The following is an 18,483-nucleotide window of genomic DNA, read 5'->3' on the forward strand; positions in this document are numbered from 1 at the left end:
GTTCCTTTGCAACTGGCATAAAAATACTCCTTTTCGATAAAAATTGTCATATCTGAATTCTTACCAAAAAGGAGCCATTTTTTTCAAAAACACAAAATATTTTACACTACCGCATTCTCCCATAAAATCAAGGTTTTTATTGAATTTTGGAACAAAAAAACAGGTAGTTTTTGACACTACCATTCCCAATCTGGAGGCAAAATTATGAATCTGATCACTTTTCGCACGAATTTGATATTCTACTATATAATCCCGGACACTTTTATCTTCACTGACAATCAATTCATGATTCTGGATATCCTTCAGCAGAATATTAGCAAACTTTTGCTCTTCCTGTGTAAGACTTGCAAAGGAACGATGCAATTCATTGAGCATATTATGAATGGTCTCTTCATCGGCATTCTCATTTAACATCTTCACATATTTCTTGAACCTGCTGTCCATATAATCCGAATCAATCTTTTCTGTAGAAAGTGCCATCAAATAGGGTTCAATATCACACGCTTCCTCTTCACAGCCTCCATCAGGGCCTGGTCTTCTCAGCTCTTTGTAACGCGCAAGCAATATTTCAAATGTCTGCTGATCAAATTCCAGACAAACTATTTCTTTCACTCCACCCGGTTGTTCAATTTCATAAGAAGTCTGTTTCCATACAAATCCCTGTACCTTAGCCGGTTCCAGATGCTTATTGAGTTCTCGGAATAATTTCGAAAACTTCTGTTTTTCCGCCTTTTCATCCGGGAGCTTGTAAAAATCAGAAATACCGGCAGATTCAAATAAAGTTTTAATCTCTTCAAAACATCGATTCATACTTTCCAGATTTTCTTTCAATTTCGGCACAAAGATTCCGTATGGCTTATTCCCTGAATACTGTTCAAATGCATATTCCACCACATTTTTCATGGTATACGGTCTTCTGTAGTAACGAATGATTCCATGCGGCTTATCCTCAGTAAACACACGGTTAGTTCTTGAAAAAGCCTGAATGATCATTTCAATATTTGACCATTTATAGAACTTATCCATATATAAAGTATTCAGCCACTTTGAATCATACCCGGTCAGCATCTGATCTACAACAATCAAAATATCCAGGCATTTCTCCGGCTCATTTTCAATAGCCACATAAGCATCTTTGTGTGCCAGTCTTGCACACACATCTCTTTTAAAAGCCGCATATCCCGGAATATTGAACCGCACACTGAAATCATGATTGTAATCTTCCAGAATCTCTTTGATTCCATCGATTTTCTCAATGGATCCTTCATGATTCCCATCATGAGGATCAAATACTGCGGTGATTTTCAAGCCACGATTTCTGGATCTGATTTCTTTGTAGTACTGGATCGCTTCTGGAATACTGCTGGTAGCTAACATGGCATGGAATTTTCCATTATGACTCTGGCTGATCCAATTTTCCAAAATATCATCTACAACTGCTTTTCGATGCTGCTCCCGGTCATACTGCGCATCTGTCAGCTGCCCTTCAATACTTTCTAATACTTCCCCATTGTCTCCCAATTCCGCCCCCATAGGGACTTCATTCATCCAGTGATTATAAATTGCTTCTTTCGCCGGATTCCCGAAAACTTCTGCTTCGCTCCTGACCTTTGCTTTATCCAAAGCTATCGCCAGTCTCAAATTCTTGTCTTTATATGTAGGCTGCGGAATTGTATCAAAACCGAGTACATTGCCATCTCTCATCCCATCCGCCACCGTATACCTGGTACCTTCCAGTTCATTTCCAAAGACATCTGCTGTTGTAGTATCTTTCTTTTTATTGATTTCTAAGATAGGTGTACCGGAAAATCCAATAAAGATTGCCCTTGGGAAGGTGTGTTTAATCGTCGAAAGCATTTCGCCAAAAACACTGCGATGACATTCATCTACGATAAAAACAATCCTCTTTGCGTTACTAGTTTCACCCAGTTTAGAAAGCCCCGTCTGAAGTGTATCAAAAATTCCATCAAAAACATTTTTATGCGACTCATTGATCAGTCTGTCAAATGCAGATAATGCATCAGTTACATTTGATACATCAAAATTCTTTCCCATACCAAGCCAGGTCGAAAACAGATTCTTGTAAGAAATGAAATATCCCAGGCTTCTCCTGCACTGGTTTACAGTCTCAGTATCTTCCTCGACCAATTCAACAAAATCTTCCTCTTCCCAGTCATTTTTCTTCAGGAAATCCACTTCTCTATCAGAAAGGAATTTATAAAAAATAAAGCCAAGAATATAGTCTTTGTATTCATTAGCTTCAATTTTTGATCTCATTTTATTTGCAGATTCCCAAATACGGGAAGCTAATTGTTGTTTGTTCATGGAAAACTCCACCTCTCTACAGAATTATTCTTTTAATAACCACATTGTATCACACTTTTCCTCTAGGTAGGATACGAAATGCTTCTCCCAATTTTTCCACCTTTCAAATCATTCCGTATCACTTCAAGCCCTCCGATTGGAACACAGAATTTCGGATTATGTGTACAGCATTGTTCATACACATACTCCAGTTCAAACCATTCCACCGCATCCAATTCCTCTTCCTGCAGTATCAGTTCTGAAATATCTATCGGTTTTTCGTATATAAATACAAATGCAATCTCGTTATCCCGGAACATTTTTCCATAGAATTCTGTTTCATATTGAATTTTGAAAGTATCCACGAAACGGAGTTCTTCTTTGTCGGCTGTGATGCCCAGTTCTTCTCGAAGCTCCCGCAGTGCGGAATCAAGCGGCTCGTCTCCGGCCTGAATATGTCCCGCAGAAGAGGTATCGAATTGCCCCGGGAACGAATCTTTCTTCAAAGAGCGCTTCTGCAGCAGCACTTCTGTCTGTTTTCCATTCCTGCGTATGATCCAGACATGTGCCGTGCGATGCCGGATTCCTTCCGAGTGAGCTTTCCCTCTTTCCACCGTCTCTCCTGTGGGTTTTCCATATTCATCTACAATGTCTACAAATTCCAAACTGTTGTCACCTCTTATCATCTTTTACCTGAATACAAAAATCATCATAAGTATAAAACCAATCGGAGGACAAATAAGTCCCAGAACAATCGCCAGTACAAGCAAAATCCCATCTCCGCTTTTTTGGCTGGCGGCTTCCATAACGCCGTTCGTCACAAACAACTGCACCTATTTCCAACATAATTCTTAGTCCTCCTGCTAGATTATTCTTTCGCGTAATGATATTATACCACACTTTCACCTTAGAAAGAATCAGAATGTCCTTAACACAAATTTTATATACAGCGGAAGTGCAAGAACCTATCCTGTCCTGCCCACATTATAGTCTCCCAGCTTGATTGCACTATTTACATGGTGTTTTTCAGGGTGGTTAAGAAGCGTTTTTGTGCTTCCTTACAAATAGTATTCTACGGCTTTCTATGGATTAAGTCGTTCCCCAAAGAATGGACAAAAAGTACAATGGGAATGGCCTTTTGAGACAATAAAAAATGCACCACCGTAAAGATGATGCACTCTGCATGGTTAATCTATATTGAAATTAAACTTTTCAAACCATCTGTGAAAAACTCTTTCTCAGTTTGAAACAAATCCCTCTTTATTTCATAAAATAATTTGTTATATGTACTTTCTCCATCAGACTTCTGCAAAATAAACATGATTTTCTGCGGTCTTGAGCAATAATCTGTAATGGAATTATTTAATAGAGTAGTAGGGATTGGTGATTTTGTTCTATCCACCTTATTTGTTCCCTTTATCCTTATCCTCGAATCATAACCCATTACTCCATTCATATTACCCATAGCCATTTCAAAATCGTTATCCCTCGTTATCAGATTCTTTTCACCAATTTTATAGCACTTACTATTTCGCAAATCCAGCATTTGTTCCATAATAGCCACTTTTGAATACATAGTATTCGCGTCTTTTCGTGGATTACAATCTTCTCTGGTAATTGTTCCTCCTACACAAGCCTCATAAAATTCATTTGCACTCAATTTATCACTTTTTATTCCTGCTAAATGCATAAAATTATTCTTTCAAAATCTGACCTCATAATAATCATATGTATCTGACTTTTTCTCCCTAAATATGAATAATAAAGTTGTTTCGGCATATTCTGAATATAATAATGCGCTTTTGCACAATATTGTTAACAATTCTTCCGGAGTCAATATTCTTGTATTCTGTACTCTACACTTCATACTTCTCCTTAACGCAAAAGAGAAACCTTCGCATCTAAGGTTTCTCCATAATTTCTTAAAAACTGGTTTCGTTATGGTGCTTTGCCACCAGATCACAGGCCTCTCACCTGCTCGGCTTGATTATCCTCTATGCTTAAGAGTAATTGCAAAGTTTTAACGTTGCCAGTGCAACGGAAGCAAACACCTTATGCTTCGTGTCCTATTTCCAGGAAGAGATTCCTCTCTTGGTACCTATATTATACTCATGATTCCAGAAAATATCAACTTGTTTTTTCATTTTCTCATCATAAAAGATTCTCAGGTACTGTAAAGTTTTACAGTCCTATTTTTCTTTAAAACCTTATATTTTCAAGGACTTCACCACTTTTTGCATATAAAAAAGCAATGACCCCCTTTTTCGTGTATAATGTAGGCTACCAAACTCAACAAAATACGAAAGGTAAATCATTGCTATGGATAACATTATACTCTATTTACTTAACATCATTCAAGAACAATATCAGCAAATCTGCTGGCTTATTCTCTTTATCTGCAGATATATTCCTTTGAAACAATGGGCTCATGATGAAATCCACAGTCCTAAGTACCAGAAATTCCTCACTGATAAGCTTCCTGTCATCAAACCCTTCATCAAACAAGACTGGAGACTCTGGAACGAATACTACCTGCTCCGTTATGGCAAAGCCGTGAAACCGATAAAAGCTCAAAAAGGTAAGAACCGTACTGTTCCTGAAGATATCGCGTGCCCTCTTTGCGGAGCTCCGCATGAGTACATCTACGACAATACTGGTGGTCGTGGACAGTTCAAATGCAAAATCTGCGGCCAGACCTTTGTCAATGGCGAGAAAGTAACTACTCCACTTAAGCTTCAGTGTCCCTACTGCGGTCATGCCCTTCAGCCGGTAAAAGATCGTAAGCACTTCCGTGTCCACAAATGCATCAATGACAACTGCTCCTATTACAAGCGGAATCTGAATAAGCTTCCAAAAGACCTTCCAAAATCAGAATACTGGAAATACAAGCTGCGATACCTCTACCGCGAGTTTTCCGTGAACTTCTTCGACATGGATCTGAATCAGCTTCCGAAATGGGCAACCTCTTTCAAGTATAAGAAGAACAATGCCTATATCATGGGATTGTGCCTTACCTGCCGTGTGAACCTCAAGCTGTCTCTTCGCCAGACTGTACAGGCTCTGAAAGAAATCCACGGGATTGAAATCTCACACACCATGGTCAACAACTATGCCAAAACCGCTGCTGTCATCATACGGCCTTTCGTGGATTCCTACGACTACAACCCTTCCAATGAACTGGGCGCCGATGAAACCTACATAAAAATCAAAGGCATGAAATCCTATGTCTGGCTCATCATGGATAAGGTATCACGATCGATTCTCGGGTATCAGGTCTCAACATCCAGAGATGTCGGCCCTTGTATCCTTACCATGAGGATGGCATTTGATAAGTTTAAGGAGTTCCCTGGCAAATCCTTGAAATTCATCGCTGATGGTTATAGTGCCTATCCACTTGCTGCTCAGCAGTTCAAAATTGAAAAGGATTGGGATGTATTCATCACTCAAGTCATCGGTCTTACCAATGATGACGAAGTATCCAAGGAATACCGTCCGTTCAAGCAGCTCATCGAACGCCTGAATCGTACCTTCAAAGAATCCTACCGCACTACCTGCGGCTATGGTACAGAAGATGGCGCTGTCCACAGCGTCTCTCTTTGGGTTGCTTATTATAACTTCTTACGTCCCCATGAGATATCCGGCGGTAAAGAACCTCTCAACAAAGTGGAGCTACTGGAAGGTGCCGGGAACATGCCCGGTAAATGGCAGCTTCTCATCTACCTTGGCCAGCAGGCAATCCTAAAACAGCAAAGAGAAACTTCTATCTGTTCTTAGATTCCGAGCCGGAGGTAAATATCCGGACACCGCCCAATACTAACATATCTGCAATTATCAAGGTTCCAATGGAACCATTTTTTCAGCTCCAATTTTTCATAGGCTACTTTACACTACCGATTCTCACAAGAAGAATATCTCCGCCGCACCCTTCAACAGCTGTTCGGATGCCTGCAATCAGAGCCGTAGGAAGATACTTGTCTTGCTCCGATATATATTCCGGATATACTTCCTGAAGCTCTTTCAGAACAACTTTCTGGGCAAAATCGGTAACTTTATATAGCCGCTTTTATCGGATATTTTCAAAGTCTTAAACAGTGTCTCCGAATTACATCCCATATCTATTTATTCTCCTTCCTATTCCCTGCTGTTACACCGATGCCGTCTATGCATCTCCTTATTGGCTCAATATTTCCAGCATCTTTTCTGAATCATCCGCAGCTTTCACTTTATCATTTGCCATGATGATGATACCGTTCTCATCAATCAGATAGGTTGTGCGTACCACTCCCATGGAAACTTTGCCATAATTCTTCTTCTCTTTCCAGACATCATAAGCCTCGATTACCTTCCGCTCCGGATCAGACAGAATCGTAATGGAAAGATTCTGCTTTTCTTCAAAACGTTTGTGACTTACCACAGAGTCTTTGCTGACGCCTAACACGATTGCACCTTTTTCTTCAATCTGAGGCAGCAAGGCAGAATACCCACACGCCTGTTTAGTACAGCCCGGAGTATTATCTTTCGGATAAAAATATAAGATCACTTTTTTCCCTCTGTATTCTTTTAAACTATGATTCTTGCCATTCTGGTCCGGAAGCGTAAAATCCGGAGCTGTTGTTCCTGTTTCCAACATAATTCTTAGTCCTCCTATAAGATTATTCTTTTGCGTAATGATATTATTCCATGATTTCACCTAAGAAAGGATCAAAACGTCCTTAACAAAAATGCCATATACAGCGGAAGTGTCAGTATCTGTCCTGACCTGCCCACATTATAATCTCCCAGCTTGATTGCACTGTTTACATGATATTTTTCAGGGTGTTTAAGAATCGTTTTTGTGCTTTTCGTGTTTCCGTTAACTGCTTTCACTTCGACCAGTGTACATTCTCCTTTGTATCGAATAACAAAATCCACTTCCAGACCGCTGTCTTTGTGGAAATAGTACAGCTTTCGCCCCATTTTTGTGAAAATATCCGCGATCAGGTTCTCAAAGATTGCGCCTTTGTATCCATAAAGATTGCCCTGCAGAATATCATATTGTGTGCCATCCTCCAACATACTGACAAACAGACCGCAATCCCGCATATAAACCTTGAATACCTCTTCCTCCGCATTTCCGTCCAAAGGAAGCTCCGTAATCGAAAGATTATAGCACCGTGCAATGATTCCTGCATCCTCAATCCATTGAAGGCTGCCTGTATACTTTGAGGCTGTTGAACCTTTCTTTATGACCGAATATTGAAATTTCTTATTCTCTTTACTGAGTTGTCTTGGGATAGACTGGAAACATTCCTTAATACGGGATTTGTCTTTTTTCTCCGCGTATTTCACCATATCATCCTCATAGGAACGAACAATATCTCTCTGTATTCGCAACACTTTGTCCATTTGTTTTGTATCTACAAAAGTTTGTACGGCATCCGGCATACCACCTACCACCGTATACTGCAAAAGCAGCTGCTTCATACGATTGTGCAGGGCATCCGGCACAGGTGTTTCCATTTCAAGATTCTTTTTCAGCATCTCAACAAGTGGCGCTCCAACCCCATTGGCCCACAGGAATTCTTCAAAATCCAGCGGATACATATCAATCACGGTTTCCGACCCTACCGGAATAGATTTTGGTTCCTTACCATATCCCTTGACTCCCAGCAGAGAGCCGGTTCCTATGACATCATACCGTCCATCCATTCGGAAAAACTTTAAGGCCGTTCTCGCCTCCGGGCAGTCTTGAATTTCATCCAAAACCAGAACCGTTTCACCTGCCTCAAATACTGCCGCACTTCCCAACAATGCGGACAACATCATCACAATATTATCAATTTCCAAAGAACCGGAAAACACAGAAGCATAGTCCGGATTCTCAAAAAAATTCAAATACACAACATGCTTATAATTTTTTTTAGCAAAATCCAGAACAGAGTAGGTTTTTCCACACTGACGACAACCCTTTATAATCAGTGGCTTATGATTTGCGGTATTCTTCCATTCATTCAAACTTTGTTCTATCTTTCTTTTCAGCATAGCGTTTTCATCTCCTTAACCTGTCTGACTTTTAGTATACTGAAAGATCAAATTTTTTCAAGGGAGTTTTTGGGATTCTATCAACTTTTTCGAATGACTTTTCTCTTTCCAGAAGCATTTTTCCAGCAAATATAGGGAACATCATAACTCCGTTTTGATTATATACGAAAAAAAGCACCTCTCAGATCAAAAACTCTAAGAAGTGCTCTCATTTACATTAATACAGTTTTGCTCCTGCCGGAATCTTATCATCCACCATCAGAAGATTCAGTCCTTCTTTTCCATCCTCTTCGTGTACTGCACTGATTAACATACCGCAGGAATCAATGCCCATCATCGCTCTCGGAGGCAGGTTTGTGATTGCGATACAAGTCTTTCCTACCAGCTCTTCCGGCTCATAATACTCGTGAATACCGCTTAAAATCACACGATCCACGCCTGTTCCGTCATCTAAGACGAATTTCAGAAGTTTTTTGCTCTTCGGCACTGCTTCACATTCTTTCACCTTTACAGCTCTGAAATCAGATTTGCTGAATGTATCAAAATCAACCATTTCTTCAAATAACGGCTCGATTTTTACCTTGGAAAAATCAATTTTTTCTTCTGCTTTTGCTTCTTCCTGAACTGCCTTTTCCGCTTTTTCCGCTTTCTTCTCAGCGCCGCCGAGGGTTTTCATCGTCGGGAACAGAAGTACGTCTCTGATTGCCTCTGCGCCGGTCAGCAGCATACACATTCTGTCGATACCGAATCCGATACCACCTGTAGGCGGCATACCGATTTCCAATGCGTTCAGGAAATCTTCGTCCGTCGTGTTCGCTTCTTCATCACCCTGTGCAAGCAGTTCTTCCTGTGCTTTGAAACGTTCTCTCTGATCGATCGGATCGTTCAACTCAGAGTAAGCATTTGCCATTTCCCAGCCGTTCATGAAGAACTCGAAACGTTCTACATATTCCGGATTCTCCGGTTTCTTCTTGGTCAGCGGAGAGATTTCGATCGGATGATCCATTACGAAGGTTGGCTGAATTAGATGTTCTTCTGCAAATTCTTCGAAGAAGAGACTGAGGATATCGCCTTTTTTATGTCTTTCTTCGTATTCTACATGATGTTCATCCGCAACGGCTCTTGCTTCTTCCAGTGTATGCACTTCATTCCAGTCAACGCCGGCATATTTCTTAACTGCATCAACCATGGTGATTCTCTCGAACGGCTTTCCGAGATCCATCTCGACACCTTTATATACGATCTTCGTTGTACCAAGAACCTCCTGTGCCACATGACGGTACATGTTCTCAGTCAGATCCATCATTCCGTTATAATCGGTATAAGCCTGATATAATTCCATCAGAGTAAATTCCGGATTATGTCTGGTATCCAGACCTTCGTTACGGAATACACGGCCGATCTCATATACTCTTTCCAATCCGCCTACGATCAGACGTTTCAGATAAAGTTCCAGAGAAATACGAAGCTTGAAATCTTCGTTCAGCGCGTTGAAGTGTGTCTCAAACGGTCTTGCGGCTGCTCCTCCGGCATTTGCAACCAACATCGGAGTTTCTACCTCCATGAATCCCTGTCTGTCAAGGTATTTACGGATAGAGCTGATGATTTTAGAACGTTTGATAAATGTATCTTTTACTTCCGGGTTCATGATCAGATCCACATATCTCTGACGATAACGCATATCGGTATCGGTCAGACCATGGAATTTCTCCGGAAGAACCTGCAGACTCTTGGAAAGAAGCTTCACTGCAGATGCATGAATAGAGATCTCACCGGTCTTGGTTTTAAACACTTCGCCTTCCAGACCTACGATATCACCGATATCCATTTTTTTGAAAGCTTTGTATTCTTCTTCTCCAATACTGTCTCTTGCAACATAAGACTGGATGTTTCCCTGTAAATCCTGAATGTTGCAGAAGGATGCTTTTCCCATGATACGCTTGGACATCATACGTCCCGCAAGTACAACATGCTTGCCTTCCAATTCTTCAAAATGTTCTTTTACTTCCATGCTGTGATGGGTTACATCGTATTTGGTGATTTCAAACGGATTCTGTCCGTTTGCCTGAAGTTCCGCCAGTTTTTCACGGCGTACCTTTCTCAAATGATTAATATCCTGTTCCTGCCCGTTGTTATTCTGCTGTGCTCCCACTTCTTCTTCTCCTCTCTGCATGCTGCAGGCATCTTATAAGAAACTGCTGCCTTCGGCACTTACATTTCATTCACTAAATAGAACGGTTAATCTTTAAAACTTCATATTCAATCACACCGGCCTGTGTCTCAACAGCCACAACATCTCCGACTTTCTTTCCGATCAGAGCCCTTCCTACCGGTGATTCATTGGAAATCTTTCCTGCAAGACTGTTCGCTTCTGTAGAACCTACAATCTTGAATTCCATCTCTTCTTCAAATTCTCTATCATATACATCTACCGTACATCCGATGTTGATCTTTTCAAGATCCACGTCATCTTCTACAACAATCTCAGCATTTTTCAGGATCTTTTCAAGTTCTTCGATACGTGCTTCGATATCACGCTGTTCATCTTTTGCAGCATCATACTCAGCGTTCTCGGACAAGTCACCCTGCTCTCTTGCTTCTTTGATCTTTGCAGCGACTTCTTTTCTCTTAACAACTTTCAGATTCTCAAGCTCATCCTCCAGTTTTTTCAGTCCTGTATAAGTGAGTAATGTCTTCTTTGCTTCCATACTTTCCATCTCCTCTTATCACTAAAACAGCATCTCTATGCTAGAATAAACATCATATTCTCTGAAGAAATGATGTTTATCTAAAGATACTTTCACAATTCCATTATTATACATAATTGCGTGTTTCATGTCAATAATTTTTACTGCCGGTTTCGCCGGATTCTCTCTATTTTTTCTAACAGATTCTCTCATTCAGCAATTTTTCCAGCTCTTCATAGCTTTCAACACGATTGATCTCATCCCGGAGTTTCGCAGACCCTTCCATACCTTTCGTATACCACGCCACATGCTTCCTCATCTCACGGATTCCAAGGTAATCTCCTTTCAATTCAATCTGAAGCTGCGCATGGCGAAGCATCATCTCTTTGATTTCTTTCTTTGATGGCCTGTGAGGCACTTTGCCAGTTTCTTCATATTCATTCAACTCTCTGAAGATCCATGGATTACCCTGACACCCCCGCCCGATCATCACGCCATCACATCCGGTTTCTTCCAAAAGCTGTTCCGCTGCTAAAGAACCTGTTACATCCCCATTTCCGATGACCGGAATGGAAACAGCTTCTTTGACCTGCCGTATAATGTCCCAGTCTGCTTTTCCCGAATAGTACTGCTCTCTCGTCCTTCCGTGAACCGCAACTGCTGCCCCTCCTGCTTCCTCAATAATCTTTGCTATTTCCACCGCATTTACATGTTCCTCGTCAAAGCCCTTCCGTATTTTAACCGTAACCGGTTTCGAAATTGCTCTTACCGTTTTATAAACAACATCATACACCAGCCTGGGATTTTTCATCAGTGCCGAGCCTTCTCCGTTTTTGACAACTTTTGGAACCGGACACCCCATATTGATATCCAGTATCTGAAACGGTAGCTCCTCGATTGCCTTCGCCTGTTCACTGATGATGCCCGGATCAGCCCCGAAGAGCTGGAGCGAAACAGGATACTCTCTTGGATCGATCTGAAGCAGTGCTTTTGTATTACGATTTTTATACTGCAGTGCTTTCGCACTGATCATTTCCATGCACAAAAGCCCGGCGCCCTGTTCTTTACATAGTAAACGAAATGGCAGGTCTGTTACCCCTGCCATCGGCGCCAGTATATAGCGGTTCTTCAATTCCACATTTCCGATTTTCAGTGTTCTTGTCATTCCAGTTCTTCTCCCAGAAAAAATACTTTATAGTAAAGCTGGAGTTGGTTCAGAAGTTCCTGCTTCTCTTCATCATGCTGAATCTGTTTAATCTTGAGCTGGCTTCCAATGTCATCAAACATCGGATCTCCCTCCTGGGATGTGACTTCAAAGCACAGCTCGCCATCCTCTTCAAAAACCAGTGTAAGGATCCCGCCCACATCATGAACATACAATACACACATGATCTTCAGTTCATCCTTGATATGCTGCGGCAGATTTTCAAAATCCGGATTCAAATAATATTTCTCTTCATATGAATTTGCCCCGCAAAGGACAATTTTATCCTGATACATGATCATTTCTCCTTTTATTATACATACCCGTAAATTCCGCGCACGGATACTTCACCGGAAAAAATTCTGGTCCGGCTTTTATCTTCCTTCTCCACAATCAATTCACCCGTATCATCGATTCCAAGTGCTTTTGCGTTATATTCATTGCCGGGTTCCAGAACCCGCACTTCGCTGTCCTTATTTACTAAAATACGGTTATATCCATCCACGATACATGACAGGTTTCCATCCTTACAGAATGCTTCGTAATAATTCTCGAATTTCTGCATAATAGAAGAGATGATCTCGGCCCGACGAAATTCTCTTCCCAGTTCCACGCGAAGGGACGTCGCCATTCGGGCAATCTCTTCCGGAAATTCTTCTGTATTTACATTAATTCCCACACCAATCACGACATAATGGACATAATCCACCTCTGCACTCATCTCTGTAAGGATTCCGCAGATTTTCTTCTTATTTAATACAAGGTCATTCGGCCATTTGATCTGAACATCGATCTGTTCACTTTCTCTTAAGGCCTCAGCGATCGAATATGCCATCAAAAGTGTCAGCATCGGTGCACGTGACGGCTCTACTTCAGGCCGCAAAAGAAGTGTCATATAAATACTGCTACCGGCCGGCGATACCCAACTCCTGCCTCTTCTTCCTTTTCCCGCAGTCTGCTGCTCTGCCACGACCAGAGTGCCGTGCGGCGCCCCTTTTTCTCCCAGCTCTTTTGCCCGTGTATTGGTGGAATCTATGTCCTTCCAGAATTCCAGATTTCTGCCTGCCCACGCTGACTTGAGACAGCTTGCAATTTCTTTTTCCGAAAGCACATCCGGCCAGGAAGCGAGCCGGTATCCGCGGTTCCGCACCGCTTCAATCTCGTACCCTTCCTCTTTCAGCTGGTTGATTGCCTTCCAAACTGCCGTTCTTGACACCTGAAATGTATCGCAAATCTGCTGCCCCGACAGATATTCATCTGTCTGTCGGAGCATTTTCAAAATTTCTGTTTTCATATATTTATAATTCCGCGCCCAATGTTGCTGCCATCACCGCTTTAATTGTATGCATACGGTTCTCAGCTTCATCGAATACAACTGACTGTTCTGACTCAAAAACTTCATCCGTAACTTCCATTTCCGTCATTCCGTGCTTGCCACATTTTTCTTTGCCAAGCTTCGTCTTCAGATCGTGGAAAGACGGCAGGCAGTGCAGGAAAATAGCATCTTTATCTGCATTTGCCATTACTTCTTTGGTTACTTTATATCCTCTGAGGTCTTTGATACGCTCTGTCCAGACTTCATCCGGTTCTCCCATAGAAAGCCATACATCTGTGTAAATTACATTTGCCCCTTTGGTCGCTTCCTTTACATCTTCAATCAAGCTGATCGTTGCTCCGGATTCTTTTGCATATCCCCGGCATTCTTCAACCAGTTCCGGATTCGGGAAATATTTCTCAGGTGCACATACTACATAATCCATTCCCATCTTTGCACAGAGAATCATTAAAGAATTTCCAACATTGTATCTTGCATCACCAAGATAGACCAGCTTCAGTCCTTTGATTCTGCCAAGGTGCTCCCTGATTGTAAGAAGATCTGCAAGCATCTGGGTCGGATGATACTCATTTGTCAAGCCATTCCATACCGGTACTCCTGCATTTTCTGCAAGCTCTTCCACGATCTCCTGGCCAAATCCGCGGTATTCGATACCGTCATAAATTCTTCCGAGTACGCGGGCCGTGTCTTCAATACTTTCTTTACTTCCGATCTGAGAACATGAAGGATCAAGATATGTGGTTCCCATACCAAGATCATGTGCCGCAACTTCGAAAGAGCAACGGGTTCTTGTGCTGCTTTTTTCAAAAATCAGCGCAATATTCTTACCCCTGAGTGTATCTACCGGTATTCCCTTTTTCTTCTTCTCTTTCAGATCTGCCGCCAGATCAAGCAGATATTCGATTTCCGCAGGGGTATAGTCTTTCAGTGTCAAAAAATTTCTTCCTTTTAAGTCCATCTTGTATTCCTTTCTTATCCCCACAATTACGTAAACAAAACCAGGAAGCTGTGTCAGCCTTGTTTCAGAATAACGTTCAAAACGTTCACATACGATATCCCACAGTTCGTCTACCTTGTAGATATTGTATTTTTGAATTCTCATCAGTTTTGCACTTGCTTCCAGCATGCCGAGAAACAGTTCTTTATCGGAGCAGCCAATGGGAAGCTTCAGCTTCATACGGTATTCTGCCTTTTCCAATTCACTGATAAGTTTCATTATTTCTACATAATAGCACTCTTCGTGTGTTTGTTCAATATAGTAAATTGAGCCTTCCAGGCCAAAAATCATTCTTTTTGTATCATAATACCCGATTTTCATATTCTGACGGCTGCGTTTTTCAGAAAATTCCAGAATACTTCCCAGACTCACCCGCGGTATCACTTCATAAAAGCTGCCTTCTTCAGGGAGAACTGCTCTTGGTACACGCCCCGGTCCCAGAATCCTTATCTGAATAATATCCTTGTATCCTCTTTTTAACAGGGAATTTGTCGGAACATTATTAATCACTCCACCGTCAATATAGGTCTTCCCATGAAGCGGTTCGTTTTTAAAGCCCAGGAGGTACGCGCTTGCAAGCAGGAAATCTTCAAGAAGTCCATCCGGAATATCCTCGACACTGAGATCCAGTTCTTTAAAATCTGACAGAGAAAATGTAAGCAGACAGAACTCTTTCCCACAACTGCGGATTTTTTCTTCATCCACACATTCGTGAATTAATTCTTTTAATGGGGTGATGTCCACTCCACCGTCAGAGAGTTTTGCCCAAACTTTTTTCAGGAATTCTCTAACCGGAACTTCCCCATCAAAAAGCGCTTCCATGAGCCCGTCATCTACATCCATCACCTGTGAAAATGACATTTTTTTCCAGATATTTTCTGCCTTTCCCAGATCCCCCATACAGACAAGGGCGCCATTTAACGCGCCCACCGATGTACCTGCCACTGCCTGAATTTTTACTCCTGCTTCTTCCAACGCTTTCCACGCACCGATCTGATATGCTCCGCGCGCTCCTCCTCCGTCGAATACCAAACCATATTCTTTTTCCAGATCAATTACAGGTTTCATAGATTTACTCCCTTCTCTGTCTTGCCGCCTCAAACATCAAAACCGACGAGGCAATCGCTGCATTTAAGGATTCCACCTTTCCGCACATCGGAATTCGTACATAAATATCGGCCGCGTCTGCCGTTTCTTTTCGCAGTCCGTTGCCCTCATTTCCAATCAAAAATGCAGTCCCTTTCTTATAATTCTCTTTCTCATAGCTGTTCTTTCCATCCAAATGGGCCGCATAGGTCCGGATCCCACTGCCAGACAGCATGGAAACCACTTCCGGAAGCTGGTCTACATATACAAACGGCATCCGGTAGATCGATCCCATCGTAGAACGAATCACCTTTGGATTATAAATATCCACACAATCCCGGCTGAGAATGACACCGGTCACTCCGGCTGCTTCTCCGGCCCGCAAGATCGTCCCCAAATTGCCCGGATCCTGAAGATTATCCAACACCATCAGAAGTGGTTCTTCCTGCCCTCTTCCGTTTGAAAGCATCTCTTCCAGGGTATATTTCCGCTGTTCCATCACCAACAGCACCCCCTGCGGAGTCATGGTATCCGATACATGGTCAAACACATGGTCCGAAAGAATCTCCAGCTTTGCTTTCCACTCATCCAGCTGCAATTTCTCCTCCTGGTTCTGGTAAAAGCTCTCGGACACATAAAGCTCTCGCACGTTTTCCCGTGGTGCTTCCACAAACATCCGGAGTCCCTCAACCAGAAATACTCCGTCTTTATCTCTTGCTTTTCTTTTTTTCTGCCACTGAATCAACTGCTTGACTCTGCCATTTCCCGTACTGGTTATCATACTAAATTTCCTTTACTGATATCATTCAAAACTTTATTTTCTCCAATCAGGATCATCATATCTCCTGCTTCCAGGCATTCCTGCGGCTGTATATTCACGGTCACCTGTTGATTACGGATGATTCCTACTACATTGATTCCGAATTTTTCTCTGACATTCAATTCAAGAAGACATTTACCGACCCACGCTTCCGGAAGCGGCGCTTCTACCATGCTGAAATCCGTTGAAAGTGAGATCCAGTCTGTGAAATTCTTGGTGGCGAGTGTTTTGGCAACTCTTCTTCCCATCTCCTGTTCCGGGAATACTACCTTGTCGGCGCCAAGCTTCTTCAAAATATCCGCATGAATATCACTCTGCGCCTTCGCCAACACATACGGTGCTCCAAGTTCTTTCGCCAGAAGCGTAGCCAGAATACTCACTTCCAGATTTTCGGAAATCGCAACGACCACACCGTCCAGATTCCTTGCTCCCAATGCTTTGATAAAATCTTTATCCTGAATATCTGCACAGACCGCATATGACACTTCATCTGCGATCTGCTGTACCTTGTCTTCCGAAGAATCTACAGCGACCACTTCACATCCAAGTTCTTCTAAAGTAATGGCCATACTGTATCCGAAACTTCCAAGTCCTAATACTGCAAACTGTTTTGTCATTTTCCCACTCCTTCTGCTGCCGTTTGGCATGTTTTTCTTATCCGATCAAAATCCCTTGAACCGGAAGCTGACGAATATGATTCTTCGATTTTCTTCCTGTCCCGAAAGCAAGTGCAAATGTAATTGGCCCAAGTCTTCCGATATACATCAGGACCATGATTACAAATTTACTTGCCGTACAGAGCTGTGACGTCAGATCAGCTGACAGACCGACCGTCCCTATCGCTGACGTAGTCTCATACATAATCCGGATGAAGTCCACATCTCCCTCAAATATTGTGAGCAGTGTCGTTCCTGCAAGCAGCGATACAAACGCAAGGATAACAACACAGATTCCCGTTCTGATATTGTCCGCCTGAATTCTTCTTCCAAAACATTCCACATCTTTCTTATTCTGAAGGACAGACACACAGCACAGGATCAGCATTGCAATCGTTGTCGTCTTCACTCCGCCTGCTGTTCCGCCTGGAGACCCTCCGATAAACATCAGTATGCAGGTCGTAAACATCGTTCCCTGCGTCAGTTCCCCCTGTGGTACAGTTGCAAAGCCTGCCGTTCTGGTTGACACCGAATGAAACAAAGAAGACATCAGTTTTTCTCCAAAACTCATATCTCCGATCGTCCCCGGATTATTGTATTCCAGAAGCAGAAAGGCCAGTGTGCCTGATACAATCAACACAGATGTCATGATCAGTACGATCTTGGAATGCAAACGGAGTTTTTTAAATAATCTTCTGAGTTCTAATTCTTTTTTCCATACTTTTTTCAGGTTCTGTCCAAGATCCTGCCATACCGTGAATCCAAGTCCACTAAGTACAACCAGCAAAATGGTCGTGAAATTCACCACTACACTATCCGCATACGGAATAAAACTGGAATCACCCAGAATATCAATACCGGCATTGCAGAATGCAGACACCGCATGAAAAACTGAATATCCAATCCCTTTCACAACACCAAATTCCGGCACAAACCGGAATGAATAAAGCAATGCTCCAATTCCTTCCAGACAGATGGTCCCTTTTAAGATTCTTAAGATCATGGCAACCATTCCGGATAAGGATTCCATGCTGTAGGCTTCCAGGATCACGACCCTCTCTTTCAGTGAAATACGTCTTTTCATGATAATAAAGAATGCTGTTACGCAGGCAATGATTCCCAGACCGCCGATCTGTATCAGAATCAACAGCACGATTTTCCCAAATAAAGTAAACTGTACTGCCGGAGTGACCGTTACAAGTCCGGTCACGCATACTGATGTAACCGCCGTGAAGAGTGCGTCGATCAATGAAATAGGCCGAGTATTGGAAATGGGCAGCCACAAAAGGATACCGCCCAATAAAATAATTCCCAGAAACCCGGTCGCAAGTAATTGCGTCGTCGTTAATCTGATTTTTTTTAATTTTTCCAT

General features: G+C 42.2%; 16 protein-coding genes. 1 reads left to right on the forward strand and 15 read right to left on the reverse strand.

Annotated features, from left to right (window positions below; translation table 11 throughout):
• Positions 1–60: 60 nt before the first annotated feature.
• The 4 genes from ACTNB3_RS12825 to ACTNB3_RS12840 form a co-directional block, all read right to left on the reverse strand.
• Positions 61–2,325, reverse strand: coding sequence for a type I restriction endonuclease subunit R, EcoR124 family (locus ACTNB3_RS12825; RefSeq protein ID WP_441026182.1), 2,265 nt, complete (start codon positions 2,323–2,325; stop codon positions 61–63).
• 62 nt (positions 2,326–2,387) lie between these two features.
• Entirely contained in the window at positions 2,388–2,969 is a 582-nt protein-coding gene (locus ACTNB3_RS12830) for an NUDIX hydrolase (protein WP_441026184.1), read from the reverse strand.
• 7 nt (positions 2,970–2,976) lie between these two features.
• Positions 2,977–3,150 (reverse strand): hypothetical protein, encoded by a 174-nt coding sequence (locus ACTNB3_RS12835; RefSeq protein WP_427820049.1) that lies wholly within the window; start codon positions 3,148–3,150, stop codon positions 2,977–2,979.
• 346 nt (positions 3,151–3,496) lie between these two features.
• Entirely contained in the window at positions 3,497–3,994 is a 498-nt protein-coding gene (locus tag ACTNB3_RS12840; RefSeq protein ID WP_441026186.1) for a PBECR4 domain-containing protein, read from the reverse strand.
• Between the two features lie 629 nt (positions 3,995–4,623).
• Here ACTNB3_RS12840 and ACTNB3_RS12845 point away from each other — a divergent pair.
• Entirely contained in the window at positions 4,624–6,078 is a 1,455-nt protein-coding gene (locus ACTNB3_RS12845) for an IS6 family transposase (RefSeq protein ID WP_441026188.1), read from the forward strand.
• A gap of 397 nt (positions 6,079–6,475) precedes the next feature.
• On the opposite strand, the gene bcp is transcribed toward ACTNB3_RS12845, so the two are convergent.
• From bcp to ACTNB3_RS12900, 11 genes are all read right to left on the reverse strand, one after another.
• On the reverse strand, positions 6,476–6,934 hold the full coding sequence (bcp, locus tag ACTNB3_RS12850; protein WP_427820050.1) for a thioredoxin-dependent thiol peroxidase: 459 nt from the start codon (positions 6,932–6,934) through the stop codon (positions 6,476–6,478).
• Positions 6,935–7,005: 71 nt separating this feature from the next.
• A complete protein-coding gene (locus ACTNB3_RS12855) occupies positions 7,006–8,325 on the reverse strand; it encodes an ATP-binding protein (protein WP_427820051.1) in 1,320 nt (439 codons plus the stop codon).
• Positions 8,326–8,542: 217 nt separating this feature from the next.
• Complete coding sequence (gene lysS / locus ACTNB3_RS12860; RefSeq protein WP_441026190.1) at positions 8,543–10,498, reverse strand: lysine--tRNA ligase; 1,956 nt, start codon at positions 10,496–10,498, stop codon at positions 8,543–8,545.
• A 52-nt stretch (positions 10,499–10,550) separates the two neighbouring features.
• Complete coding sequence (gene greA, locus ACTNB3_RS12865; RefSeq protein ID WP_427806118.1) at positions 10,551–11,033, reverse strand: transcription elongation factor GreA; 483 nt, start codon at positions 11,031–11,033, stop codon at positions 10,551–10,553.
• 175 nt (positions 11,034–11,208) lie between these two features.
• Positions 11,209–12,177, reverse strand: a complete 969-nt coding sequence (dusB, locus tag ACTNB3_RS12870) for a tRNA dihydrouridine synthase DusB (protein WP_427820446.1) — start codon at positions 12,175–12,177, stop codon at positions 11,209–11,211.
• Positions 12,174–12,512, reverse strand: a complete 339-nt coding sequence (locus tag ACTNB3_RS12875; RefSeq protein WP_427806120.1) for a DUF6145 family protein — start codon at positions 12,510–12,512, stop codon at positions 12,174–12,176. Before ACTNB3_RS12875 ends, dusB begins: the two co-directional genes overlap by 4 nt.
• A 17-nt stretch (positions 12,513–12,529) precedes the next feature.
• Positions 12,530–13,510, reverse strand: a complete 981-nt coding sequence (locus tag ACTNB3_RS12880; RefSeq protein ID WP_427806121.1) for a biotin--[acetyl-CoA-carboxylase] ligase — start codon at positions 13,508–13,510, stop codon at positions 12,530–12,532.
• 4 nt (positions 13,511–13,514) lie between these two features.
• On the reverse strand, positions 13,515–15,617 hold the full coding sequence (gene argF / locus ACTNB3_RS12885) for an ornithine carbamoyltransferase (protein WP_441026193.1): 2,103 nt from the start codon (positions 15,615–15,617) through the stop codon (positions 13,515–13,517).
• 4 nt (positions 15,618–15,621) lie between these two features.
• Positions 15,622–16,416, reverse strand: coding sequence for a TrmH family RNA methyltransferase (locus tag ACTNB3_RS12890; protein WP_427806123.1), 795 nt, complete (start codon positions 16,414–16,416; stop codon positions 15,622–15,624).
• Positions 16,413–17,072 carry a potassium channel family protein gene (locus tag ACTNB3_RS12895; RefSeq protein ID WP_427806124.1) on the reverse strand — a complete coding sequence of 220 codons (660 nt, stop codon included), beginning with the start codon at positions 17,070–17,072 and terminating at the stop codon, positions 16,413–16,415. The genes ACTNB3_RS12890 and ACTNB3_RS12895 overlap by 4 nt, the downstream gene beginning before the upstream one ends.
• A gap of 37 nt (positions 17,073–17,109) precedes the next feature.
• Positions 17,110–18,483 (reverse strand): TrkH family potassium uptake protein, encoded by a 1,374-nt coding sequence (locus tag ACTNB3_RS12900; protein WP_441017496.1) that lies wholly within the window; start codon positions 18,481–18,483, stop codon positions 17,110–17,112.

It is taken from the genome of Bariatricus sp. HCP28S3_D3, from assembly GCF_052065755.1.
In the GTDB taxonomy this organism is placed as follows: domain Bacteria; phylum Bacillota; class Clostridia; order Lachnospirales; family Lachnospiraceae; genus Allocoprococcus.